We start from the raw sequence: 23,711 nt of genomic DNA on the forward strand, positions 1-23,711 counted from the left end.
AAGCCTCTGGTTAATCATGCAAATGCGCCGCAAGGATAACAGAAAGTGCACAGAATATCTGTTCTGCTACGCCCGGCGCGCAGTGACATTGACGCTAAATAATGTAAAAGGTTCTTTTGATGGCTAATGATACCACCGGGCTCACCCGAATCGTCAAAGCAGCAGGCTACTCCTGGAAAGGATTCCGTGCCGCGTGGCAAAACGAAGCTGCGTTCCGTCAGGAAGGCAGCGTCGCCATCATCGCGGTCATTCTCGCCTGCTGGCTGGATGTGGATGCCATCACCCGCGTTTTGCTGATTGGCTCTGTCCTTCTGGTGATGATAGTGGAAATTTTAAACAGTGCGATTGAAGCGGTCGTGGACCGTATCGGCACCGAACGTCACGAGCTGTCCGGTCGGGCAAAAGACATGGGATCCGCCGCCGTACTGCTGGCTATTTTTATTGCGGTTATCACCTGGGCAACGCTGCTGTGGTCACATTTCCGATAACGCCCGCAGAATGAGGCAAATGTCTGGTTTTTTGTGCGTTTAGCGGTTCCAAAATCGCCATCAACTGTATATACTCACAGCATAACTGTATATACACCCAGGGGGCGGAATGAAAGCGTTAACGACCAGGCAGCAAGAGGTGTTCGATCTCATTCGGGATCACATCAGCCAGACGGGCATGCCACCGACGCGTGCGGAAATCGCGCAGCGCCTGGGGTTCAAGTCCCCTAACGCGGCTGAAGAGCATCTGAAAGCGCTGGCGCGTAAAGGCGTGATCGAGATTGTCTCCGGCGCATCTCGCGGAATTCGTTTGCTTGTTGAAGAAGAATCGGGCATCCCGCTGATCGGGCGCGTGGCGGCAGGCGAGCCGCTGCTGGCACAGCAGCATATCGAAGGGCATTACCAGGTCGATCCGTCCATGTTCAAACCAAGCGCCGATTTCCTCCTGCGCGTCAGCGGCATGTCCATGCGCGATATCGGCATTCTGGATGGCGACCTGCTGGCGGTGCATAAAACCCAGGATGTGCGTAACGGCCAGGTGGTTGTGGCGCGCATCGACGATGAGGTGACGGTGAAGCGTCTGAAAAAGCAGGGCAGCACTGTTGAACTCCTGCCTGAAAACAGCGAGTTCTCCCCGATTGTGGTGAATCTGCGCGAACAGAACTTCTCCATCGAGGGGCTGGCCGTTGGCGTGATCCGTAACGGCGAGTGGCTGTAACCTTCCTGCGGGCCTGCTAATCTTCTTCTAAGCGGCGCTACTCTGGCGCCGCTTCTGTTTCTGAACTTATTTGCACAGGTTTCTCATGTCGTTCTTCACCGCTGCCGACAAAGCATTGTGGCGCCTTGCGCTGCCGATGATTTTCTCCAATATCACCGTACCGCTGCTTGGGCTGGTGGACACGGCGGTGATCGGCCATCTCGACAGCCCCGTTTACCTCGGCGGCGTAGCGGTCGGCTCCATGGCGACCAGCTTCCTGTTCATGCTGCTGCTGTTCCTGCGTATGAGTACCACTGGCCTGACGGCTCAGGCCTATGGCGCGAAAGACCCCGTTCGTCTGGCGCGCGCGCTGGTGCAGCCGCTGCTGCTGGCTCTCGGGGCCGGGCTCGCTATCGTATTGCTTCGTACTCCGCTTATCGATCTGGCGCTGCACATTGTCGGCGGTAGCGATGCGGTACTCGAACAGGCCCGACGCTTCCTGTCTATCCGCTGGCTGAGTGCGCCCGCTTCACTGGCAAACCTGGTGCTGCTGGGCTGGCTGCTCGGCGTTCAGTATGCGCGTGCGCCGGTGATTTTGCTGGTCGTCGGCAACGTGCTGAATATTGTGCTCGACCTGTGGCTGGTGATGGGGCTGCACATGAACGTGCAGGGCGCGGCGCTGGCAACGGTGTGCGCCGAATATGCTACGTTCTTCATTGGCCTGCTGATGGTGCGGCGCGTACTGCATTTGCGTGGGATCTCACTGACACTGCTTAAAGACGCCTGGCGCGGCAACATTCGCCGCCTGCTGGCGCTGAATCGCGACATCATGCTGCGCTCGCTGCTGCTACAGCTCTGCTTTGGTGCGTTAACGGTATTCGGGGCGCGGCTGGGCAGCGATATCGTGGCGGTTAACGCCGTCCTGATGACTATGCTGACGTTTACCGCCTACGCGCTGGATGGCTTTGCGTATGCGGTAGAGGCGCATTCCGGGCAGGCATATGGTGCAAGAGATGGCAGCCAGCTGCTGCACGTCTGGCGTGCGGCCTGTCGACAATCCGGGCTGGTGGCGCTGGCCTTTGCGCTGATTTACGCCGTCCTGGGCGAGCATATCGTTGCTATGCTGACCTCTATTTCCGCCCTGCGCGATCTGGCCGATCGTTATGTTGTCTGGCAGGTGATTTTGCCGGTGATTGGCGTGTGGTGTTATCTGCTGGACGGCATGTTTATCGGCGCCACGCGCGGGGCGGAAATGCGTAACAGTATGGCGGTGGCGGCAGCCGGATTTGCCCTGACGCTGCTGACCGTGCCCGTTTTGGGTAACCACGGACTGTGGCTGGCGCTGGCGGTATTCCTCGGATTGCGCGGTCTGTCACTGGCGTGGATATGGCGGCGTCACTGGCAGCACGGTACCTGGTTTTCGTAGTGATTTCGTTTCGCCTGATGGTTAAAGATTCTGAATAATTCCAGAAGGGCGAAATCCTTACCTATACTGAATCTCACGTCCAGCAGAAACAGGCATTACGGACGATGTTACTTCACCCTGCACCACCGAACGATGAGGAAAGGATCATGAATAAAGACGAAATCGGCGGTAACTGGAAACAGTTCAAAGGTAAAATGAAAGAGCAATGGGGTAAACTGACCGACGACGACTGGCAAGTTGTTGAAGGGAAGCGCGACCAGCTGGTCGGGAAAATTCAGGAACGCTACGGCTACCAGAAAGATCAGGCCGAGAAAGAGGTCAAAGACTGGGAAACCCGTAACGATTACCGCTGGTAATCGACAGCACTACCCGTGCGTATACGGAAGTACAACCCTCAGGGCGGCTTAAGGCCGCCCGCGCTTTTTGGGCCTTACTTCTGGCCCGGCTTTCTTTTAATCTGAATGGTATGGTCATGACCGCAGCAGTCCTGCTTGCGGCAGGCTTCTACTTCTACGCAGTCAGAGCACAGCCCATGCGCTTCAATCACGTTATGGCGCAGCGCAAATCCCATCTTTGCTGCCAGCGTATGCATAATATCCTCGACCCCGTCAGCCGCTTCTTCTTTCACCACGCCACAGCGATCGCAAATGAACATTGCAGAAGAGTGTGATGGATTATCAAACAAATGGCACAGTACGTAGCTGTTGGTCGACTCCACCTTGTGCACAAAGCCTTGCTCAAGCAGGAATTCCAGCGCCCGATAGACGGTAGGCGGTTTTGCCTGCGGTTCACTGACTTTCAGTAAGTCCAGCAGATCGTATGCGCTGATTGCGCCCTGTTGCAGGGTCATCAGGCGTAAAACTTCGAGGCGTTGAGGGGTCAGACGAACGCCACGTTGTGCGCACAGCCTTTCGGCCTGTACGAGCATGTCTTGTGGAGTGATCTTATCCATAGGCGCCTCGGGTCGGGTGTAAAGTAAACGCCTACTTTATCATGTTATGACCGAAACGCCGATATCCTGCCGGGTATGCTATACCTGACGCATAGCCCTCTGAGGAACCCTTATGAAAAGACCAGACTGTATTCGTCACTGGCGTGAACTTGAAGAGCCGGATAATTCGACCTATCCCGATAGCAACGAACTCTTTTCCATTGGTGCACCGCTTGCCCGAAAGCTGGGATTAAGGCATATCGGTATTCACCATGAACGTATTCCGCCGGGCAGACGTACATCTTATCCCCATGCTGAAAGCGATGAAGAAGAATTTATTTATGTGATTGAGGGCCGCCCGCAGGCGTGGATTAACGGTTATTTGTGGCAATTAGAGCCGGGCGACTGCGTCGGTTTTCCCGCCGGAACCGGCGTTTGTCATACGTTTATTAATAACAGTGAGGATGAGGTAAATCTGATTGTGGTGGGGGAGGCGAATAAGAAGCATAACCGTATTTACTACCCATTAAATCAGGAGTATGCCGCCACGCGGCAGGACCGCTGGGTTGATCATCCACCGCAGTTTTTCGGCCCTCACAACGGCAGGCCCTCGCGGAAATAGCATTCTCTTCTATAAATAGTGAGGGGCGCCACCTATTCCAACCCCGATAACGGTGCTCCTCTTAACTTAAATCGGCCAATAAGGCGCCTTTTACATCGTTATTCACAGCAATAGCTCGGCCCTTTTCAGCGCATAACTGGAACGGAAAAAACTTCATCTGCAAATAACGAGAATACTGTGAATAAAATATTTAAATATTCGGTGGTGTCTGCTGCAGTTTCACTTTTTATGGCAAATCAGGCGGAGGCCGCCAATACCTGGTCAGAGGCAAGAAACGATGCGATGGGGGGAACCGGCGTGGCATCGGCCAATTACGGCAGCGCGGTGCTGATTAACCCCGCGCTGCTGGCAAAATCAAAACCGGATGATGATGTCTCCGTCGTAATTCCATCCGTAGGCGCTCAGATTACCGACAAAGACAACCTGCGCGATCGGATTGATGATATCAGCAACGATATCGATCATTACGAAGATGTGATTGATAGCCTGACCCCGTCGGGGATCCTGCAGGATCCCGCCGGTACGTTAAACCAGTTCCAGGGCGCAGCGGGCGATTTGGCCGGACAGCTTGAAGATCTGCGCGGCAAAACCGCTCGGGCAAATGCGGGAGCAGGGATTGCGGTCAGCGTACCGACATCCGCCGTTTCGCTGGCCTTCGTCACTAAAGCCTATGCGCATGCTCGCGTCAGCTCCAATATCGATCAGAGTGATATCGACTACCTGCACAATATTCAGAACTCAGATGCGTTTGCCGCAGGTCAGGCCGCCGAGGCTCTGATTAACGGCAGCGATCAGCTGAAGAAAAACCTTAATTCGACCGCTTCAGGAAGAGCCGCCATCGTTTCAGATTACGGCGTAGCGATTGCCCGAAAGTTTGATATCGGCGGCGTACCGGTTTCGCTCGGCGTCACGCCAAAACTGCAGCAAACCTGGCTCTATAACTACACGACTTCAATCGATAACTACCACAGCGACGACTGGAAAAAGGACAAATACCGAACCGACGATACCGGCTTTAACGTTGATGCCGGGATTGCGGCGGATTTCGGTGAAAACTGGACGGTGGGCCTGAGCGGGCAGAATCTGATGTCTCGCGATATTGATACCAAAGATGTGCGTATCACCAATGGCACAACGGGCGTCACCACCAACTACAAAGACACTTATCAGATTCGCCCGTTAGTGACGGCGGGTGTCGCGTGGCATACCGATCTGCTCACTCTGAGCGCCGATGGTGATTTGACCGAAACTAAGGGCTTTAAGAGCGAAGATGATTCGCAGTATGTTGGCGTTGGGGCCGAAGTGACACCGCTCAGCTGGCTGGCGGTACGTGCAGGCTACCGTGCCGACGTGAAAGGCAATGACAGCAACGTCTTCACCGCAGGCGTCGGCTTTGCGCCGATGAACACCGTTCACGTCGATCTGATGGGGCTTTACGGCGAAGATCAAACCTGGGGTGCAGGTGTCCAGCTGGGTCTGACGTTTTAGACGTTTGTCCGGCTGTGGCCTTGCCTGATCCGGCCTGGCTGTTTTTGTTGGCCCGGTAAGCTAAGCGCTGCCGGGCAATTCCTCCGAACCTTCTTTGTGCTATAGTAGCCGCCCTTTTCTCAAAAACGCTCATAATTTCGCCATGCTGCCAGAAACACAATCCACCGCTTATCCTGCACACCGCTTCTCCATCGCACCGATGCTCGACTGGACGGACAGGCATTGTCGTTATTTCCTGCGCCAGCTGTCGCGCCACACGCTGCTGTACACGGAAATGGTAACAACCGGGGCCATTATTCACGGTAAAGGCGATTATCTGGCATACAGCGAAGACGAACATCCGCTGGCATTACAGCTTGGAGGCAGCGATCCGGCGGCGCTGGCCCACTGCGCGAAGCTGGCAGAAGAGCGTGGCTATGACGAAATCAATCTCAACGTCGGTTGTCCGTCCGATCGTGTACAGAACGGGATGTTTGGCGCATGCCTGATGGGCAATGCGCAGCTGGTAGCGGACTGCGTCAAGGCGATGCGTGATGTGGTCTCGATTCCGGTAACCGTGAAAACCCGCATCGGTATCGATGACCAGGACAGCTACGAATTTCTCTGCGACTTCATCAATACCGTTTCTGGTAACGGCGAGTGTGAGATGTTTATCATCCACGCGCGTAAAGCCTGGCTTTCCGGCCTGAGCCCGAAAGAGAACCGAGAAATACCGCCGCTGGATTACCCGCGCGTCTATCAGCTCAGGCGTGATTTTCCTCATCTGACAATGTCCATCAATGGCGGCATTAAGTCGCTGGAAGAAGCCAAAGCGCATCTGGAACATATGGATGGCGTGATGGTGGGGCGCGAGGCGTACCAGAACCCTGGCATTCTGGTGTCAGTGGATCGTGAAATTTTTGGCGTTGACGCTGTTGACCCCGATCCGGTAGACGTGGTGCGCGCTATGTATCCGTACATTGAACGCGAACTGAGTGCAGGTACTTATCTTGGGCACGTGACTCGCCATATGCTCGGTCTTTTCCAGGGGATTCCCGGTGCGCGCCAGTGGCGTCGCTATCTGAGCGAAAATGCGCACAAAGCGGGCGCAAACATTGACGTGCTGGAGCAGGCGCTGCAGTTAGTGGCGAACAAGCGCTAATAAATACGCTAAAAGTTAGTCAGGTTGACCACGCCTCGCATACCGCTGCGGGGCATTTTCGTTTTTATTCAATGGATTACGCTTTGGCATGATTTTTGTACAGACAAGGGCAGTGGGTTATTTTTAAGGGGAAAAGCCATGTTTGAACTGCTCTTTATCATCGGATTCTTCGTTATGCTGCTGGTCACCGGTGTGTCGGTGCTGGGCATTCTGGCGGCGATTGTGGTGGCAACTATTGTGATGTTTTTTGGCGGCCTGTTGGCATTGATGATCAAACTCCTGCCATGGCTGCTGCTGGCCGTTGCCGTGGTATGGATCATCCGGGCGGTGAAAGCGCCAAAAATACCGCAGTACCGTCGGGATGACCGCTGGCGTTATTGACGGATTGAGGGGTGTATCACAACCTGAGAAAAGTCACTTAGGCACTCCATCATTATTCTGTCATGCTTAGCACGATAACGAATTCATCGTGCTGTACCCTACATACAGCTAACGAGAAAAAAAGGGCTTCCTTCGGGAAGCCCTACTTATATCTGCGATTAAGGGATCAGCAGGCTCGATCCTTCCGTCGCCCGGCTCTCCAGCGTCTCATGCGCTTTTCGCGCATCGCTCAGGGCAAACTTCTGGCTTTCTGCCACGTCCACTTTGATCACGCCGCTGGCAATAAGCGAGAACAGCTCGTTACTTGCCTCCTCCAGCTCTTCGCGGGTAGTGATGTAGCCCTGAAGCGAAGGGCGGGTCACATACAGCGAACCTTTCTGGTTCAGAATACCCAGATTGACGCCCGTCACCGCGCCGGAAGAGTTGCCAAAGCTAATCATCAGGCCCCGGCGTTGCAGACAGTCGAGCGAGGATTCCCAGGTGTCCTTGCCTACGGAGTCATAAACCACGCGCAGTTTTTTGCCATGAGTGATCTCCTTCACGCGCTCAACCAGATTTTCTTCGCGGTAGTTAATCACCTGCCAGGCGCCGGCCTGCAATGCACGTTGTGCTTTCTGCGCTGAACCGACGGTGCCAATTAGCTGTGCGCCCAGCGCTTTTGCCCACTGGCAGGCAATCAGGCCCACGCCCCCGGCGGCAGCGTGGAACAGGAATGGCTCATTGGGCTTGATTTCATGGGTTTTACGCAGCAGATAAAATACCGTCAGCCCTTTCAGGAATGAGGCCGCGGCCTGCTCGTAAGAAATGGCGGCAGGAAGAATGGCGGCCTTATCAGCAGGAACGTTGTGCACGGTGCTGTAGGCACCGAGAGCAGACTGGGCATACACCACGCGGTCGCCTGCTTTAATGTGCTTCACGCCGCTGCCGACTTTGCTGACCACGCCCGCCGCTTCCGTACCCAGACCACTCGGCAGGGACGGCGGTGGATACAGCCCGCTGCGAATATAGGTATCGATGTAGTTAATGCCGATGGCTTTGTTCTCGACCTGGACCTCGTTTTCCTTCGGATCCGCCGGGGTAAAGTCCACGGCGGCCAGGACCTCAGGCCCACCGTGCTGGTGAAATTCAATTCGCGTTGCCATTTTTCCTCCAGATGTGAAGGAGCCTCAGATATGATAATCTTACGGCCCACTCTTTAACCGGTAACTCCATTCACTATGGCAGGAAATAAACCCTTCAACAAACAGCAGACTGAGCCACGCGAGCGCGATCCCATCGTTGCCGGGCTGAAAGTGCCGCCGCACTCGATTGAAGCGGAGCAGTCGGTGTTGGGGGGTTTGATGCTGGATAACGAGCGCTGGGACGATGTCGCCGAACGCGTCGTCTCGGAAGATTTCTATACCCGTCCACACCGCCACATCTTTACCGAGATGGCGCGCCTGCAGGAAACGGGCAGCCCGATTGACCTTATCACGCTTGCGGAATCGCTGGAGCGGGAAGGGCAGCTGGACAGCGTCGGCGGCTTTGCCTATCTGGCGGAATTATCAAAAAATACGCCAAGTGCGGCGAACATCAGCGCTTATGCTGATATCGTACGTGAACGTGCCGTTGTCCGTGAGATGATCTCAGTAGCGAATGAAATCGCCGAAGCCGGTTTTGACCCGCAGGGCCGCACCAGTGAAGATCTGCTGGATTTAGCCGAATCGCGCGTCTTCAAAATTGCCGAAAGCCGCGCCAATAAAGACGAAGGCCCAAAAAATATCGCCGATGTGCTTGATGCCACCGTTGCGCGTATCGAACAGCTTTTCCAGCAGCCGCACGATGGCGTGACGGGCGTAAACACCGGCTACGACGATCTCAATAAAAAGACCGCCGGGTTACAGCCGTCGGATTTGATTATTGTTGCGGCACGTCCGTCGATGGGTAAAACGACATTTGCGATGAACCTCGTCGAAAATGCAGCGATGTTGCAGGATAAGCCGGTACTTATCTTCAGTCTCGAGATGCCCTCCGAGCAGATTATGATGCGTTCTCTCGCGTCGCTGTCGCGCGTCGATCAGACCCGTATTCGTACCGGCCAGCTTGATGATGAAGACTGGGCGCGCATTTCCGGCACGATGGGCATTCTGCTGGAAAAACGCAATATCTATATCGATGATTCTTCCGGCCTGACGCCTACGGAAGTGCGCTCCCGCGCGCGCCGTATTGCCCGTGAACACGGCGGCATCGGGCTTATCATGATTGACTACCTCCAGCTGATGCGCGTGCCGTCTCTGTCGGACAATCGTACGCTTGAGATCGCAGAAATTTCTCGCTCGCTCAAAGCGTTAGCGAAAGAGCTTCAGGTGCCGGTGGTGGCGCTGTCGCAGCTTAACCGCTCCCTGGAACAGCGTGCGGATAAACGCCCGGTCAACTCCGACCTGCGTGAATCCGGCTCTATCGAGCAGGACGCCGACTTAATCATGTTTATCTATCGTGATGAGGTGTATCACGAAAACAGCGATCTGAAAGGGATCGCCGAAATCATCATTGGTAAACAGCGTAACGGTCCAATCGGTACGGTGCGCCTGACCTTTAACGGGCAATGGTCCCGCTTTGATAATTACGCGGGTCCGCAGTACGACGACGAATAACGACCGCTAATCAGAAGACTGAGGGCAAAGCCCCATTGCCTGATGGCGCTTCGCTTATCAGGCCTACGAGATTCGGGCGATTATCTGAAATTGAAGAGTTTTGTAGGCCGGATAAGGCATTCATGCCGCCATCCGGCAAAATGGAGTAACGGGCAGTCAGTCATCTGAGTCCGGTCATCAAAGCAAATATTTTTCAAGGAATTCAAATGCAAGCGGCAACTGTAGTGATTAACCGCCGCGCTCTGCGACACAACCTGCAACGCCTGCGTGAACTGGCTCCCGCCAGTAAGCTGGTTGCGGTGGTGAAAGCGAACGCCTACGGACACGGTCTTCTTGAGACCGCGCGAACGCTCCCTGATGCCGATGCCTTCGGCGTCGCTCGCCTGGAAGAGGCGCTGCACCTGCGGGCTGGCGGTATCGTTCAGCCGATTCTCCTGCTGGAAGGGTTCTTCAACGCCGAAGATTTACCGGTTATTTCCGTGCAGGGGATGCAAACCGCCATCCACAACCTTGAGCAGCTCGAAGCGCTGGAGCAGGCCACGTTACCTGAACCAGTGACCGTCTGGATGAAGCTCGATACGGGTATGCACCGCCTGGGTGTGCGCCCGGAAGAGGCGAATGCCTTTTATCAGCGCCTGTGCCAGTGCAAAAATGTGCGCCAGCCGGTAAACGTGGTCAGCCACTTCGCACGTGCAGACGAACCGGAATGCGGTGCGACCGAGCGGCAGCTGGATATCTTCAACACCTTCACCGAAGGCAAGCCGGGCCAGCGTTCTATCGCCGCCTCTGGCGGTATCTTGCTGTTCCCGCAGTCCCATTTTGACTGGGTGCGCCCTGGCATTATTCTGTATGGCGTATCGCCACTCGAAGGAAAACCATGGGGCACGGATTTTGGCTTCAGGCCGGTGATGTCGCTGACCTCAAGCCTGATCGCTGTACGCGATCATAAAGCAGGTGAGCCCGTGGGCTACGGCGGTACCTGGACAAGCGAGCGGGACACGTGCCTTGGCGTGGTGGCGATGGGCTACGGCGACGGTTACCCGCGTGCAGCACCGTCTGGCACGCCAGTGCTGGTAAACGGCCGGGAAGTGCCGATGGTCGGCCGCGTGGCGATGGATATGATCTGCGTGGATTTAGGACCGGAAGCCCAGGAAAAGGCCGGCGATCCGGTTATTCTTTGGGGCGATGGTCTGCCGGTGGAGCGCATTGCCGAAATAACAAAAGTGAGTGCTTACGAACTTATCACGCGACTGACGTCAAGGGTGGCGATGAAGTATCTCGACGAATAGCCTTTTGTGCCCGGTGACGCTCTGCTGACCGGGCCTACGAGGTTTACTGACTTAACAGGCCGCCATCTGTCATCGCAAGTCTTCGATCCCAACATCCTCTCGATCTTCCCCTCCATCCGGTTTATTGTGGTGATTCCTGCCCTGTATAACCCTGGAGAATCATCGCGTGTTTCAGAACGTCGACGCCTACGCAGGCGATCCCATCCTCTCGCTGATGGAAAAATTCAAAGAAGATCCCCGCAGTGACAAAGTGAACCTCAGCATTGGCCTGTACTACAACGAAGACGGCATTATTCCGCAATTACAGGCGGTTACTGAAGCTGAAGCACAACTGAATGCCCAGCCGCATGGCGCATCGGTTTATCTGCCGATGGAAGGGCTTAACACCTATCGTAACGGCGTTGCGCCGCTGCTGTTTGGGGCAGACCATCCGGTCCTGCAACAGAAACGTGTGGCCACTATTCAGACACTGGGGGGTTCTGGCGCGCTGAAAGTGGGCGCTGATTTCCTCAGGCACTATTTCCCTGGCTCGAAAGTGTGGGTCAGCGATCCGACCTGGGAAAACCACATCGCCATCTTTGAAGGTGCTGGCTTCGAAGTAAGCACTTACCCTTGGTTTGATGCCGAAACGAACGGCGTGCGTTTTGACGCGCTGCTGGAAAAGCTGAGTACGCTGCCGGAAAAAGACATCGTGTTGCTGCACCCATGCTGCCATAACCCGACCGGGGCCGATCTGACTAATGCGCAGTGGGATGCCGTCACGGAAGTACTGAAAGCGCGCAACCTGATTCCGTTCCTCGACATCGCCTACCAGGGCTTTGGCGCAGGCATGGAGGAAGATGCCTGGGCTATTCGCACCATTGCGAGCGCAGGCCTGCCGGTGCTGGTCAGCAACTCCTTTTCTAAAATTTTCTCGCTGTACGGTGAACGCGTCGGCGGCCTGTCCGTGGTGTGTGAGGACAGCGATACCGCAGGCCGCGTGCTGGGTCAGCTGAAAGCAACCGTGCGCCGCAACTACTCCAGCCCGCCGAATTTCGGGGCGCAGGTGGTTTCTGCCGTATTGAATGATGCGAAGCTCAAGGCCTCCTGGCTGGCGGAAGTAGAAGCCATGCGCACTCGTATTCTGGCAATGCGCCAGGAGCTGGTGAACGTGCTGAAGCAGACCATGCCTGAGGGTAATTTCGATTACCTGCTGAAGCAGCGCGGCATGTTCAGCTATACCGGCCTGAGCGCCGCCCAGGTGGAGCGCCTGCGTGAAGAGTTTGGCGTTTACCTGATTGCCAGCGGCCGCATGTGCGTGGCAGGCCTGAACTCCCGCAACGTTCAGCGCGTAGCCCAGGCGTTCTCCGCTGTGATGTAAGTACTTACTGACTTTGGCGCTCTGTTTTAAGGAGCCCTGGCAGCCTTTCTGCAAGGTGATGAGAACCTGATTGTGATCATCACCTTTTTCTATGGCATCCAATCCATATATTCCTTTCATTCATCCTGCATCACGGTTAAGGTCAGGTTGATTTTTGACGTCTCAACACTTTCCAATAATAACAATCGGATGATTCAGGGAAAATTATGCGCAAGGTTACTTTAGCGTTCAGCGCTATCTGCTTGTTGTTTACCGTAAACAGCACCGTTGTCGATGCTCACGCCTCATCACCTTCTCCGCTTTATGCGGGGACAAATGTCGCAAAACTCGCCGAACAGGCGCCGATCCATTGGGTTTCGGTGGCGCAGATCGAAAACAGTCTATTAGGTCGCTCACCGATAGCCGTCGGTTTTGATATCGATGACACGGTGCTTTTCTCGAGCCCGGGCTTTTGGCGTGGGAAAAAAATCTGGTCGCCGGACAGCGAAGCGTATCTGAAGAACCCCGAATTCTGGGAAAAAATGAATAACGGCTGGGATGAATTCAGCATCCCGAAAGAGGTGGCCCGCTCGCTTATCGCCATGCACGTTAAGCGCGGTGATACCATTTACTTTGTCACCGGCCGCAGCCAGACAAAGACAGAAACCGTCAGCAAAACGCTGCAGGATGATTTCCTGATCCCGGCGGCCAGCATGAATCCGGTGATTTTCGCGGGCGACAAACCCGATCAGAACACCAAAACGCAGTGGCTGCAGGAAAAAAATATCAAGGTCTTCTACGGCGATTCTGATAATGACATCACCGCCGCCCATGACGCAGGCGCCCGCGGCATCCGCGTTCTGCGGGCCTCTAATTCCACCTACAAACCGCTGCCGAATGCCGGAGCGTACGGTGAAGAAGTGATCGTCAATTCAGAATATTGACAGCGAAAACGGCAATTCATGGGGTTGCCGTTTTTTTGACCAGAAGCGTTTCCCTTTCCCCTTTCTTGTTGCACACTAAGAAAAGATTCACGTCTCTTCAGGGGAATGCCATGACCATTTCGGAGCTGCTGCAATATTGCATGAATAAACCGGGGGCTGAGCAGAGCGTGCACAGCGACTGGAAGGCCACGCAAATTAAGGTATCGGATGTGCTGTTTGCGATGGTGAAAGAAGTGGAGGGCCGTCCGGCGACTTCGCTGAAAACCAGCCCGGAACTCGCGGAATTATTGCGTGAGCAGCACAGCGACGTGAGGCCCAGTCAGCATCTCAATAAAGCGCACTGGAGCACGGTTTACCTTGACGGCTCGCTGCCGGATTCACAAATTTATTTCCTGGTGGATGCGTCGTATCAGCAGGCGATGGGGCTGCTGCCGGAAGAGGTCCGACAGCAGCTCGAGTAATTACAGCATTGGCTTCAGGAAGCGCGCCGTGTGCGAAGCCTCGCATTCCGCGACCGTTTCAGGCGTGCCGGAGACGAGAATTTCCCCGCCGCCGCTGCCGCCTTCCGGGCCGAGATCGACAATCCAGTCCGCGGTTTTAATCACGTCGAGGTTATGCTCGATAACCACAATCGTGTTGCCCTGGTCGCGCAGTTGATGCAGCACTTCCAGCAGTTGCTGAATATCAGCAAAGTGCAGACCGGTGGTCGGTTCGTCGAGGATGTACAGCGTCTGACCCGTGCCGCGTTTTGACAGCTCACGCGCCAGCTTCACGCGCTGCGCTTCCCCGCCGGAGAGCGTGGTGGCGGATTGTCCCAGGCGAATGTACGTCAGGCCCACGTCCATCAACGTTTGCAGCTTGCGCGCCAGCGCTGGTACGGCATCAAAGAACTCGCGTGCTTCTTCAATGGTCATATCCAGCACTTCGTGGATGGTTTTGCCTTTGTACTTAATCTCCAGCGTTTCACGGTTATAGCGCTTGCCTTTGCACTGATCGCACGGCACGTAGATGTCGGGCAGGAAGTGCATTTCTACCTTGATCACGCCGTCGCCCTGGCAGGCTTCACAGCGACCACCGCGCACGTTAAAGCTGAAACGACCTGGCGTGTATCCGCGCGAACGGGATTCAGGAACGCCAGCGAACAGTTCACGCACCGGCGTGAACACGCCGGTATAGGTCGCCGGGTTGGAACGCGGCGTACGGCCAATCGGGCTCTGATCGATGTCGATGACCTTATCGAAGTGCTCCAGGCCGCTAATATCGCGGTACGGCGCTGGTTCGACAATGGTTGCGCCATTCAGCGCGCGCTGGGCAATCGGGAACAGCGTATCGTTAATCAGCGTCGATTTACCTGAGCCGGATACGCCAGTGATGCAGGTGAACAGGCCAACCGGCACCGTCAACGTCACGTCTTTCAGGTTGTTGCCGCGAGCGCCGGTCAGCTTCAGGACTTTTTCCGGGTTCGCAGGCACGCGCTCTTTTGGCACTTCGATTTTGCGTTTGCCGCTCATGAACTGGCCGGTGAGCGATTCCGGCACGGCCATGATGGCCTCCAGCGGGCCTTCTGCAACCACTTCACCGCCGTGCACGCCAGCGCCTGGCCCGATATCGATCACGTGGTCTGCCGCGCGAATGGCGTCTTCATCGTGCTCAACCACAATCACCGTATTACCGAGATTACGTAAATGAATCAGCGTGCCGAGCAGGCGCTCGTTATCGCGCTGGTGCAGGCCGATGGACGGCTCATCCAGCACGTACATTACACCAACCAGCCCCGCGCCAATCTGGCTTGCCAGACGAATACGCTGAGCTTCACCGCCGGAGAGCGTTTCTGCCGAGCGGGAAAGCGTCAGGTAGTTCAGGCCGACGTTAACGAGAAACTTCAGGCGATCGCCAATCTCTTTCAGCACTTTTTCGGCGATTTTTGCGCGCTGGCCGGACAGCTTCATATTATTGAAGAAGTCCATGGCGTGGCCGATGCTCATGTCAGAAATGGTTGGCAGCGCCGTGTTTTCCACAAACACATGGCGCGCTTCACGATTCAGGCGAGTGCCTTCACAGCTGGCGCACGGGCGGTTGCTGATGAATTTCGCCAGCTCCTCGCGCACCGCGTTAGATTCGGTTTCTTTATAGCGGCGCTCCATGTTATGCAGCACGCCTTCAAACGGATGGCGGCGCACGGAAGTATCACCGCGGTCGTTCATATATTTGAATTCGATCGACTCTTTTCCTGAACCGTACAGCACCACTTTTTGCACGTGCGCGCTCAGGCTGCCCCACGGGGCTTCGACGTCGAACTCATAATGCTCCGCCAGCGAGCGCAGCATCTGGAAATAGTAGAAGTTTCGGCGATCCCAGCCGCGAATGGCGCCGCCTGCCAGGGAAAGCTCCGGGTTCTGGATAATGCGATCCGGATCGAAATATTGCTGCACGCCGAGGCCGTCGCAGGTCGGACAGGCACCTGCCGGGTTGTTGAACGAGAACAGGCGCGGTTCCAGTTCGCGCATGCTGTAGCCGCAAATCGGGCAGGCAAAGTTGGCGGAGAACAGCAGCTCTTCCGCTTTCTCGTCGTCCATATCGGCGACAATGGCGGTGCCGCCGGAGAGCTCCAGCGCGGTTTCAAAGGACTCTGCAAGGCGCTGCGTGAGATCGTCACGCACCTTAAAGCGGTCAATCACCACTTCGATGGTGTGCTTCTTTTGCAATTCAAGCTTCGGCGGATCGGAAAGGTCGCAGACTTCGCCGTCGATACGGGCGCGGATGTAGCCCTGGCTTGCCAGGTTTTCCAGCGTTTTGGTGTGCTCGCCCTTACGCTCTTTGATGACCGGCGCCAGCAGCATCAGGCGTTTGCCTTCTGGCTGCGACAGAACGTTATCCACCATCTGGCTGACGGTTTGCGCCGCCAGCGGCACGTCGTGATCGGGGCAGCGCGGTTCGCCCACGCGAGCATAAAGCAGGCGCAGGTAATCGTGAATTTCAGTAATGGTCCCCACGGTGGAACGCGGGTTGTGCGACGTGGACTTCTGCTCAATAGAAATGGCCGGAGACAGACCTTCAATATGGTCCACATCAGGCTTTTCCATCAGTGACAGGAACTGACGTGCATAAGCAGAGAGTGATTCAACGTAGCGCCGCTGCCCTTCGGCATACAGCGTATCAAACGCCAGCGAAGATTTACCTGAGCCCGAAAGCCCGGTCACGACGATCAGTTTGTCGCGAGGGATGACGAGGTTGATGTTTTTGAGATTATGGGTGCGGGCGCCCCGAACTTCGATCTTATCCATTCACCTTTCCCGGTAGAGACTCGGAATGCGGGTTTGTCAGAAGGACAAACGGCAGAAACGGCTAATTATGACACAGTTTGACCTGTTTGAATATACAGTATTGGAATGCGCGCTCTGATTCTCTGTGCAATAATGTCGAGTCCGCGTGAGATATCTGAAGCTGCTACGCAACTATGCAAATTGCCGCATGGAAATGGTACACTCGCGCGTTTACACTATTAAGAAACGTATTCAGGAGACACGATCATGGCCAGCAGAGGCGTCAACAAGGTGATTCTCGTCGGTAATCTGGGCCAGGACCCGGAAGTACGCTACATGCCGAGTGGTGGCGCAGTTGCCAACATTACGCTGGCTACTTCCGAATCCTGGCGTGATAAAGCGACCGGCGAAATGAAAGAGCAGACTGAATGGCACCGCGTTGTGCTGTTCGGCAAATTGGCGGAAGTGGCCGGTGAATATCTGCGTAAAGGGTCTCAGGTCTATATCGAAGGCCAGCTGCGTACCCGTAAATGGACCGATCAGTCCGGCGCTGAAAAATACACCACGGAAGTTGTGGTTAACGTAGGCGGCACCATGCAGATGCTCGGTGGCCGTCAGGGCGGCGGCGCACCGGCAGGTGGCGGTCAGCAGCAGGGCGGCGGCTGGGGTCAGCCACAGCAGCCTCAGGGCGGAAACCAGTTCAGCGGTGGTGCACAGTCTCGCCCGCAGCAGCCTGCAGCCCCGGCATCGTCTAACGAACCGCCAATGGATTTCGACGACGATATCCCGTTCTGATTATGTCCCGTATTGTCTGACGGACAAATCACATAAAAAAAGCGCTTTCCTTCGGGAAGCGCTTTTTTGTTGGCTTGTACTGCCTGAAGCAGGTTTTTAGCTCACCATCACCGGCCATTCTGGCGGAGTCTGGCTCATTACCTCTATCATCACATCTTTAATGTTGTTCCAGACAAGCGTCATGTCGACAAGAGTGATGCCCAGCAGCCCGGTGGCAAACCAGCAGGCGGCGGCGATGCCAAAAGCGCTGCAAACAACCGCCAGCCCGGCATAGTCGGATTTACGGAACTGAATTTTCAACGTGCTGGCAAGGAACATCAGTACGGCGCTCACGAGCGGCCAGCGCAGGAGAACCATGCCGGTGGTAACAGAAACCATGAAACATACCCTCAAAGAACGAAGCCAGGGATAGCACGACGTGGCTCATCAGGTGTATCACACTCTGGCTATCGGCAGGCATTGATCAACACAATGAAACGGTATTTTACGTTTCATAAGATAATGTGAACTATATCACGTTTGTTCTTTTATTCGCCACTGGTATGGTAAAAAAAATCTGTGGCACCGACCGAAATGTTCTCTGACTTATTGCTATTGAGAATATATTCTTTGCCCGTTTTGAAAGGGGTTAACTGAGATATCAGTGAGATAGCAAACTGTCACGAAAGTTAAGTGGTTGTACAATATTTACATCGGGAAATAGTTGGCTTATGCTTTCTGGACAATATATTTTACTTGCGATCAATCAATCAGCTATTGATTTTATTGGCTATTTTAATATTTTGTAATTCTTTTAAGACAACACACTTTTTTTTTGTTCTCTCTGGCTTACAGATTTATGATTAACCTGTGCTTAATCATGCAAATCAGTATCTGATTTATTCATTGCAGGTTTTGCCCCTAACAAACCTGTGATTGAAGCCATGAAAAAAGAGAAACTACACGCAGCAATTAACGATGCAGAACTTTGCCTGCGCCGGCTGGCCAGAGTTATGCCTGGACTCTCAGCACATCGCTCACTTGCCGATGTGTTGCTGCTTATCCATGATGTCTTTGGCGCACGCCTCTCCTGGATCATGCTGGAGTCAGAGGATTTACGCCATCTGGAAGTGCAGGGCGAACGGCTGACGAGTGACAGCGCTGAACGCCTTCTGGCGGCGCTGCGAAAGCATCAGACGCCGTGGCGCGTAAAATGCTGGCACCGTGACGTCGGCAAGCTGCTTTATTCCGAAGGCAATCCTTTAGCGCAGGAATTAAAATGCGGCGTGCTCTGCCGAATATTTCCGATGCAGGACGATGCCCGCGCTTATCTTTTTCTGGCCTTCGACCAGCCTTTGTTAGCGCCCGCCGTTTTGCGCAGCGTGGCGCAGATCATTGCTGAGAAACTCCATGATTCGATGACGGAAATTATTTCCCGCCAGCGTACCGCCGTCGAATTAAAAAATATTCTTAACCAGTACCGCATGCTTTTTGATAAAGCGCCGGTATTAATGAATTCGTTTGATAAACATAATCGCTGCACGTTGTGGAACGGCGAGTGTGAACGGGTATTTGGCTGGACGCTGGAGGAATTAAATGACCAGCCCGATCCGCTGGCGCTGTTTTACCCTGATCCGGATGTGCGACGACGAGTGAGGGATTCCGTCAATTGTTCTCCCACGCTTGAGATGCACGAATGGTATCCGCACCGCCGTGATGGGGTCGTGCTTACCACGCTGTGGTCTAATATCCTGTTGCCGGATGGTGAGATCATGAATATTGGTGTGGATATTACCGAGCGTAAACGTGCCGAAAATTTGCTGGCGTTTCAGGCGACCACCGATGCGTTGACCCGCTGCTATAACCGACTGGCGATCCTCGATCATCTCCAGCACTGCCTCGATAATTGCCAGACTGAACAGTATGATACCCATTTTGTGATGCTGATGATCGATCTTGATCACTTTAAGCAAATCAACGATCGCTGGGGCCATTCCGCAGGCGACGACGTGCTGGTTTATTTCTGCGAACATATCCGCGGGCAGTGCGATGGCCCACCGAGGCTCGGTAGGTTGGGTGGAGAAGAGTTCCTTTTACTGCTTCCCGTGTCTGATACCGATCTGGCCGTTGCGTTCACAGACAAGCTGCGCGCCCAACTCTGTTCGCAACCCTTTACGATCGGTGAAGTGACGATCAACCTCTCTTTCAGCGCCGGGGCGCTGGCGGTGGCGCAAAATAATCATGAACGCGCGCTGCTATTAAGCCTTGTTGATAACGCACTTTATGATGCTAAACGTACCGGACGCGGTAAAACAGTGGTTGCTTCGCTGACCTCATAATCCGGGAAGCGGGCATCATTTTGCTCAGTACCTGCTATTTCCATTAATAATTTTTGCTTAATTCTGTTTTGCCTGACTTTTAAACAATATTCTTAATGAATGTTTAATAAATAGCTGACTTAATAAAAACGTCGGCACATCTTTTAGTTTGCCTTACGGAAAAATATTATCGTCATAACCCAATATTCGATTTTTGGGGGCAAAAGACGGTTGCTAATGTTGATTGATTCATGCAACGTAATCATCTGTCAGAAAGCGTCCAGCCTGAATATCAGGCACATAAAATGCAGGGATATCAGGCTGAATATGAATCAGAGTGCGCGAAGCAACGTGCTGAGGGGCTTGGGGGTGATCATCGTCGTGCTCCTGCCGGTGATGCTTGCGCTTTGGTTTTCGCAGCTCCGCGCCGAGTCTGAAACGCATAGCCAGCTCCAGACGTTTGCCCACATTGCCCTGAATAAAACCGAATCCGTCATCCGCCAGGCCGACCTCGCAAAGGACGCCGCGAAGCGTTATACCGGCGCTATTTGCACGCCTGAACATCAACAGCAGATGTTAAATATCATTCGCGGGCGGCTGTATGTTGAAGATTTAATTTACGCGCAAAACGATCGGTTTATCTGTTCAACGACGGTGCGGCCTAATCAACCCTGGCAGATGCCCGCTCCTGAGTACCGACGCAACCCTGGCGTTGCTATTTATTATTACCGTGATACTCCGTTTTATCCCGGCTACAAAATGACCTATATGCAGCAAGGGAATTATGTGGCGGTCATTAACCCTCTTTCGTGGGGAGAGATTGTTTCTGACGACAGCACTCTGACGTTCGGAGTATACGACACCAAAACCAATGCCTTTTTCTCCGTCAGTGAAAATACTGACCCGGCAACATTAAAACCGCTGATCCGCGACGCGGATTATGCCTTCCAGCGCGATGGCCGGTTTTATACCATCGCCCTTTCTGAACGTCGGCCAATTGCCATTATTATTTCAACTTCAGATTCTCGCTATTACCAGAATTTGCGCCACCAGGCGACACTGACATTACCGCTGGGGCTGATTTGCAGCATTCTGATTCTGCTGGTCTGGACCCGTTCGCGGCAGCGCTTTAATTCCCCGAAACGGCTTTTGCAGAGGGCGCTGAATAAACAACAGCTATGTCTGCATTATCAGCCAATTATTGATATCAAAAATAATGAATGCGTCGGTGCTGAAGCATTACTTCGCTGGCCTGGTTTTGATGGCCCGGTAATGAGCCCGTCGGAATTTATTCCGTTGGCAGAAAAAGAGGGCTTAATTGAGCAGGTGACGGACTACGTGGTGGAATCGGTGTTCATTGACCTGGGCGATTTCCTGCAAAGCAATCCACAACTCTATGTTTCGATTAATCTCTCGGCATCGGATTTCCATTCCTCGCGGCTGATTGCGATGATCTCCGATAAAGCTCAGCAGTATCACGTTCGCGCCCAGCAGATCAAAATTGAGGTCACAGAACGTGGGTTTATTGATGTGCCGAAAACCACACCCGTCATTCAGGCGTTCCGCCAGGCGGGCTACGAAGTGGCGATCGATGATTTTGGCACTGGCTATTCCAACCTGCACAACCTCTATTCCCTGAACGTCGATATCCTGAAAATTGACAAATCCTTTGTCGACACGCTAACCACCAACAGCACCAGCCACCTGATTGCCGAACACATCATCGAGATGGCGCAAAGCCTGCGGCTGAAAACCATTGCGGAAGGGGTGGAAACTGCCGAGCAGGTTAACTGGCTTCTCAAGCGTGGGGTGCAGTTCTGTCAGGGCTGGCACTTTGCGAAAGCCATGCCGCCGCACGAGTTTGTTCAGTGGCAGCAAGGCTCAGCGCCGTGGGATAACCCGAAAGCCGTTCACGCCGAAATCTGATGGCGATAGTCGCTCGGGGTGCGGTCGAACTCCCGGCGGAAGACCCGCGAAAACGTCTGCTGAGACACGTAACCCAAATCCATTGCAATATCAAAAATCGGCCGCTTCGTGGTACGCAAAGCTTCTGCGGCCATCAGTAACCGGCGCTGACGAATATATTCCCCCAGCGTCTGGTGCATCACCGTGCGGAACATCCGCTGTAAATACCACTTCGAATAGCCGGATTTTCTGGCAACCACGTCAATGTTAAGCGGTTGATCAATATGGTCATCAATCCATTCAATCAAGGTTTCAATGATGTCGTGATGGGACATAAGCAGCCTCTCTCTCACATTTTCGATTCGTCGTTTGGTCTGCGGGCGAGTATAATTCCTCAAGTTAACTTGAGGTAAAGCGCTTTATGGAAAAGAAATCTCCCCGCATAAAATCGCTGCTGACGCCGGGCGAAGTGGCAAAACGTAGCGGCGTGGCCGTCTCGGCGCTGCATTTCTATGAAAGCAAAGGGCTCATTGAAAGCACGCGCAACGGCGGCAACCAGCGGCGCTACCGCCGTGATGTGCTGCGCTATGTGGCGATTATCAAGATTGCTCAGCGTATCGGCATTCCGCTCTCGACCATCAGCGATGCGCTGGGGGTCCTGCCGGAAGGACACAATCTCAGTCCTAAAGCCTGGAAGCAGCTGTCGTCAAAATGGCGTGAAGAACTGGATGAGCGTATCCATACTCTGACTGCGCTGCGCGATCAGCTTGATGGCTGTATCGGCTGCGGCTGTCTTTCGCATCGGGACTGCCCGCTGCGTAACCCCGGCGATATGCTTGGCGAAAAAGGGCCCGGCGCGCACTTTCCGGAAGAGAACGACTGAAAAAACTAAAGCGCCACAAATGGGCGCTTTAGTTGTTTTCCGGTCTTTGTCTTTCTCTCTATCCCGCTGGTACACGGGAGGGTTTCCCCCGACATCAGTACGCCTCAGTCGATCAAAAGTGGGTAGGAGGTTCCGGTTTGTACTGACACTTTAAGTCTAAGCCTAAACTCCCTTTTTGCCAGTCAGAAGGGTTTTTTTTCGCCGAAATTTTTCCCGCCTTGCGCCACAGTTCCTATAGTTATTTTGAACAACTGACAGGAGGCCGCCATGCTGACGGTGCATCATCTGAATCTTTCGCGTTCCCAGCGCGTACTCTGGGCGCTGGAAGAACTGGAGCTGCCCTACCACATCGTGCGCTACCAGCGCGAACCGACGATGTTAGCGCCAGAAGCGCTAAAAAAAGTGCACCCGCTCGGCAAATCACCAGTGCTGGAAGACGACGGCATGATCTTCGCCGAGTCGGGCGCGATTCTCGAATATCTGCAGGAATCGCACGATCCGGAGCAGCGCCTGAAGCCGCAGAGTCCACAGGAGAGGCTTCAGTATCGCTTCTGGCTGCATTACGCCGAGGGCTCGCTGATGCCGATGCTGCTGATGAAGCTGGTTTTTGGCAGCCTGGGCAAGCCGCCGGTGCCCATCGGGCTGCGTACGGTCGGGAAAATTTTGGGGCAGGGCGTACAGAAGGCGTACCTTAACAAGCAGCTGGCAACTCACGCGGCCTTTATGGAAGGGCATCTGGCGCAGAATACCTGGTTTGCCGGCGAACAGCTGAGCATGGCGGATATTCAGATGAGCTATCCGGCGATGGCGCTGCTGGCGCGAGGCGGGCAGGGCGATTTGCCTCATCTGAGGGCATGGAAAAAGCGGGTTGAAGAACGCCCGGCCTGGCAGCGCGCCATTCAGCAGGGCGGTCCGCTCGACTTTCCCGGCGGCTGATGACGCATCATAAAAACCAATGGCCGGGCGAAATGAAAAGAATATGCCGTAAAATTGTTGCCAGATTGCGCACCGACGATATCGTTTGCGCACACGTTGGCTATTTCTTCGCCGTCATAAGCGAAATTTAGCGAAATGACGTAAACATCAGTTGAAAAGGGCAGCGTAAAAGCCAGATAATCGTTTGCCTTTTTTGCCAGCCCTGGCTTTCTCATGGATAAACCGCAGGGCAGGTCACATTGAACACCGTTTT

Annotated in this window: 23 protein-coding genes; 18 read left to right on the top strand and 5 right to left on the bottom strand. The window is 54.3% G+C overall.

Going from position 1 to position 23,711, the window contains the following annotated elements; translation table 11 throughout:
• The first annotated feature begins 119 nt into the window (after positions 1–119).
• The 4 genes from RTU33_RS11785 (at position 120) to RTU33_RS11800 (ending at position 2,967) form a co-directional block, all read left to right on the top strand.
• Entirely contained in the window at positions 120–488 is a 369-nt protein-coding gene (locus RTU33_RS11785) for a diacylglycerol kinase (protein WP_312627535.1), read from the top strand.
• 109 nt (positions 489–597) lie between these two features.
• Positions 598–1,206 carry a transcriptional repressor LexA gene (gene lexA / locus RTU33_RS11790; protein WP_312627537.1) on the top strand — a complete coding sequence of 203 codons (609 nt, stop codon included), beginning with the start codon at positions 598–600 and terminating at the stop codon, positions 1,204–1,206.
• 85 nt (positions 1,207–1,291) lie between these two features.
• The gene (gene dinF / locus RTU33_RS11795) at positions 1,292–2,611 is read left to right on the top strand and encodes an MATE family efflux transporter DinF (protein WP_312627539.1); all 1,320 of its coding nucleotides are present in this window, start codon (positions 1,292–1,294) and stop codon (positions 2,609–2,611) included.
• Positions 2,612–2,757: 146 nt separating this feature from the next.
• A complete protein-coding gene (locus tag RTU33_RS11800) occupies positions 2,758–2,967 on the top strand; it encodes a CsbD family protein (RefSeq protein ID WP_312627541.1) in 210 nt (69 codons plus the stop codon).
• A gap of 74 nt (positions 2,968–3,041) precedes the next feature.
• On the opposite strand, the gene zur is transcribed toward RTU33_RS11800, so the two are convergent.
• Complete coding sequence (gene zur, locus RTU33_RS11805) at positions 3,042–3,563, bottom strand: zinc uptake transcriptional repressor Zur (protein WP_312627543.1); 522 nt, start codon at positions 3,561–3,563, stop codon at positions 3,042–3,044.
• Between the two features lie 112 nt (positions 3,564–3,675).
• Between zur and RTU33_RS11810 the strand changes: the two genes are divergently transcribed.
• From RTU33_RS11810 to pspG, 4 genes are all read left to right on the top strand, one after another.
• On the top strand, positions 3,676–4,164 hold the full coding sequence (locus RTU33_RS11810; RefSeq protein WP_312627544.1) for a cupin domain-containing protein: 489 nt from the start codon (positions 3,676–3,678) through the stop codon (positions 4,162–4,164).
• 177 nt (positions 4,165–4,341) lie between these two features.
• Entirely contained in the window at positions 4,342–5,652 is a 1,311-nt protein-coding gene (traF, locus tag RTU33_RS11815) for a conjugal transfer protein TraF (protein WP_312627546.1), read from the top strand.
• Positions 5,653–5,794: 142 nt separating this feature from the next.
• A complete protein-coding gene (gene dusA / locus RTU33_RS11820) occupies positions 5,795–6,793 on the top strand; it encodes a tRNA dihydrouridine(20/20a) synthase DusA (RefSeq protein WP_312627548.1) in 999 nt (332 codons plus the stop codon).
• A gap of 138 nt (positions 6,794–6,931) precedes the next feature.
• Positions 6,932–7,174: an envelope stress response protein PspG gene (gene pspG / locus RTU33_RS11825; RefSeq protein ID WP_312627550.1), complete on the top strand. Its 243-nt coding sequence runs from the start codon at positions 6,932–6,934 to the stop codon at positions 7,172–7,174.
• Between the two features lie 158 nt (positions 7,175–7,332).
• On the opposite strand, the gene RTU33_RS11830 is transcribed toward pspG, so the two are convergent.
• On the bottom strand, positions 7,333–8,316 hold the full coding sequence (locus tag RTU33_RS11830) for a quinone oxidoreductase (RefSeq protein ID WP_312627552.1): 984 nt from the start codon (positions 8,314–8,316) through the stop codon (positions 7,333–7,335).
• 75 nt (positions 8,317–8,391) lie between these two features.
• Here RTU33_RS11830 and dnaB point away from each other — a divergent pair, with 75 nt between their 5' ends.
• The 5 genes from dnaB to RTU33_RS11855 all read left to right on the top strand — a co-directional run bounded on the left by dnaB (position 8,392) and on the right by RTU33_RS11855 (position 13,840).
• The gene (gene dnaB, locus RTU33_RS11835) at positions 8,392–9,807 is read left to right on the top strand and encodes a replicative DNA helicase (protein WP_312627554.1); all 1,416 of its coding nucleotides are present in this window, start codon (positions 8,392–8,394) and stop codon (positions 9,805–9,807) included.
• 206 nt (positions 9,808–10,013) lie between these two features.
• Entirely contained in the window at positions 10,014–11,096 is a 1,083-nt protein-coding gene (gene alr, locus RTU33_RS11840; RefSeq protein WP_312627556.1) for an alanine racemase, read from the top strand.
• A gap of 166 nt (positions 11,097–11,262) precedes the next feature.
• Positions 11,263–12,456, top strand: a complete 1,194-nt coding sequence (tyrB, locus tag RTU33_RS11845; protein ID WP_312627558.1) for an aromatic amino acid transaminase — start codon at positions 11,263–11,265, stop codon at positions 12,454–12,456.
• A gap of 206 nt (positions 12,457–12,662) precedes the next feature.
• The gene (gene aphA, locus RTU33_RS11850; protein ID WP_312627559.1) at positions 12,663–13,379 is read left to right on the top strand and encodes an acid phosphatase AphA; all 717 of its coding nucleotides are present in this window, start codon (positions 12,663–12,665) and stop codon (positions 13,377–13,379) included.
• Positions 13,380–13,489: 110 nt separating this feature from the next.
• Positions 13,490–13,840 carry an MmcQ/YjbR family DNA-binding protein gene (locus RTU33_RS11855; protein ID WP_312627561.1) on the top strand — a complete coding sequence of 117 codons (351 nt, stop codon included), beginning with the start codon at positions 13,490–13,492 and terminating at the stop codon, positions 13,838–13,840.
• Here the strand turns inward: RTU33_RS11855 and uvrA are convergent, their stop codons facing one another.
• Positions 13,841–16,663, bottom strand: a complete 2,823-nt coding sequence (uvrA, locus tag RTU33_RS11860) for an excinuclease ABC subunit UvrA (protein ID WP_312627563.1) — start codon at positions 16,661–16,663, stop codon at positions 13,841–13,843. It abuts the gene before it with no gap.
• 246 nt (positions 16,664–16,909) lie between these two features.
• On the opposite strand from uvrA, the gene ssb1 reads away from it, so the two are divergent.
• On the top strand, positions 16,910–17,437 hold the full coding sequence (gene ssb1 / locus RTU33_RS11865) for a single-stranded DNA-binding protein SSB1 (protein ID WP_312627565.1): 528 nt from the start codon (positions 16,910–16,912) through the stop codon (positions 17,435–17,437).
• A 96-nt stretch (positions 17,438–17,533) separates the two neighbouring features.
• On the opposite strand, the gene RTU33_RS11870 is transcribed toward ssb1, so the two are convergent.
• A complete protein-coding gene (locus RTU33_RS11870; protein ID WP_312627567.1) occupies positions 17,534–17,815 on the bottom strand; it encodes a YjcB family protein in 282 nt (93 codons plus the stop codon).
• A 614-nt stretch (positions 17,816–18,429) separates the two neighbouring features.
• On the opposite strand from RTU33_RS11870, the gene RTU33_RS11875 reads away from it, so the two are divergent.
• Together RTU33_RS11875 and RTU33_RS11880 are read left to right on the top strand one after the other, a co-directional pair.
• On the top strand, positions 18,430–19,755 hold the full coding sequence (locus RTU33_RS11875; RefSeq protein ID WP_312627568.1) for a diguanylate cyclase: 1,326 nt from the start codon (positions 18,430–18,432) through the stop codon (positions 19,753–19,755).
• Positions 19,756–20,061: 306 nt separating this feature from the next.
• Entirely contained in the window at positions 20,062–21,660 is a 1,599-nt protein-coding gene (locus RTU33_RS11880; RefSeq protein WP_312627570.1) for an EAL domain-containing protein, read from the top strand.
• On the opposite strand, the gene soxS is transcribed toward RTU33_RS11880, so the two are convergent.
• Positions 21,645–21,974: a superoxide response transcriptional regulator SoxS gene (gene soxS / locus RTU33_RS11885; protein ID WP_312627572.1), complete on the bottom strand. Its 330-nt coding sequence runs from the start codon at positions 21,972–21,974 to the stop codon at positions 21,645–21,647. The two genes, RTU33_RS11880 and soxS, sit on opposite strands and share 16 nt — an antisense overlap.
• A gap of 86 nt (positions 21,975–22,060) precedes the next feature.
• Between soxS and soxR the strand changes: the two genes are divergently transcribed.
• Both soxR and RTU33_RS11895 read left to right on the top strand, forming a co-directional pair.
• The gene (gene soxR, locus RTU33_RS11890; protein ID WP_312627574.1) at positions 22,061–22,522 is read left to right on the top strand and encodes a redox-sensitive transcriptional activator SoxR; all 462 of its coding nucleotides are present in this window, start codon (positions 22,061–22,063) and stop codon (positions 22,520–22,522) included.
• A gap of 267 nt (positions 22,523–22,789) precedes the next feature.
• On the top strand, positions 22,790–23,458 hold the full coding sequence (locus tag RTU33_RS11895; protein ID WP_312627576.1) for a glutathione S-transferase: 669 nt from the start codon (positions 22,790–22,792) through the stop codon (positions 23,456–23,458).
• Positions 23,459–23,711: the final 253 nt, after the last annotated feature.

It is taken from the genome of Scandinavium sp. (assembly GCF_032012665.1).
Lineage (GTDB): Bacteria > Pseudomonadota > Gammaproteobacteria > Enterobacterales > Enterobacteriaceae > Scandinavium.

Coding starts and splice junctions, on each gene's coding strand:
- RTU33_RS11785 (WP_312627535.1), top strand. CDS start 120: ATGGCTAATGATACCACCGGGCTCACCCGAATCGTCAAAGCAGCAGGC.
- lexA (WP_312627537.1), top strand. CDS start 598: ATGAAAGCGTTAACGACCAGGCAGCAAGAGGTGTTCGATCTCATTCGG.
- dinF (WP_312627539.1), top strand. CDS start 1,292: ATGTCGTTCTTCACCGCTGCCGACAAAGCATTGTGGCGCCTTGCGCTG.
- RTU33_RS11800 (WP_312627541.1), top strand. CDS start 2,758: ATGAATAAAGACGAAATCGGCGGTAACTGGAAACAGTTCAAAGGTAAA.
- zur (WP_312627543.1), bottom strand. CDS start 3,563: ATGGATAAGATCACTCCACAAGACATGCTCGTACAGGCCGAAAGGCTG.
- RTU33_RS11810 (WP_312627544.1), top strand. CDS start 3,676: ATGAAAAGACCAGACTGTATTCGTCACTGGCGTGAACTTGAAGAGCCG.
- dusA (WP_312627548.1), top strand. CDS start 5,795: ATGCTGCCAGAAACACAATCCACCGCTTATCCTGCACACCGCTTCTCC.
- pspG (WP_312627550.1), top strand. CDS start 6,932: ATGTTTGAACTGCTCTTTATCATCGGATTCTTCGTTATGCTGCTGGTC.
- RTU33_RS11830 (WP_312627552.1), bottom strand. CDS start 8,316: ATGGCAACGCGAATTGAATTTCACCAGCACGGTGGGCCTGAGGTCCTG.
- dnaB (WP_312627554.1), top strand. CDS start 8,392: ATGGCAGGAAATAAACCCTTCAACAAACAGCAGACTGAGCCACGCGAG.
- alr (WP_312627556.1), top strand. CDS start 10,014: ATGCAAGCGGCAACTGTAGTGATTAACCGCCGCGCTCTGCGACACAAC.
- aphA (WP_312627559.1), top strand. CDS start 12,663: ATGCGCAAGGTTACTTTAGCGTTCAGCGCTATCTGCTTGTTGTTTACC.
- RTU33_RS11855 (WP_312627561.1), top strand. CDS start 13,490: ATGACCATTTCGGAGCTGCTGCAATATTGCATGAATAAACCGGGGGCT.
- uvrA (WP_312627563.1), bottom strand. CDS start 16,663: ATGGATAAGATCGAAGTTCGGGGCGCCCGCACCCATAATCTCAAAAAC.
- ssb1 (WP_312627565.1), top strand. CDS start 16,910: ATGGCCAGCAGAGGCGTCAACAAGGTGATTCTCGTCGGTAATCTGGGC.
- RTU33_RS11870 (WP_312627567.1), bottom strand. CDS start 17,815: ATGGTTTCTGTTACCACCGGCATGGTTCTCCTGCGCTGGCCGCTCGTG.
- RTU33_RS11875 (WP_312627568.1), top strand. CDS start 18,430: ATGCCTGGACTCTCAGCACATCGCTCACTTGCCGATGTGTTGCTGCTT.
- RTU33_RS11880 (WP_312627570.1), top strand. CDS start 20,062: ATGAATCAGAGTGCGCGAAGCAACGTGCTGAGGGGCTTGGGGGTGATC.
- soxS (WP_312627572.1), bottom strand. CDS start 21,974: ATGTCCCATCACGACATCATTGAAACCTTGATTGAATGGATTGATGAC.
- soxR (WP_312627574.1), top strand. CDS start 22,061: ATGGAAAAGAAATCTCCCCGCATAAAATCGCTGCTGACGCCGGGCGAA.
- RTU33_RS11895 (WP_312627576.1), top strand. CDS start 22,790: ATGCTGACGGTGCATCATCTGAATCTTTCGCGTTCCCAGCGCGTACTC.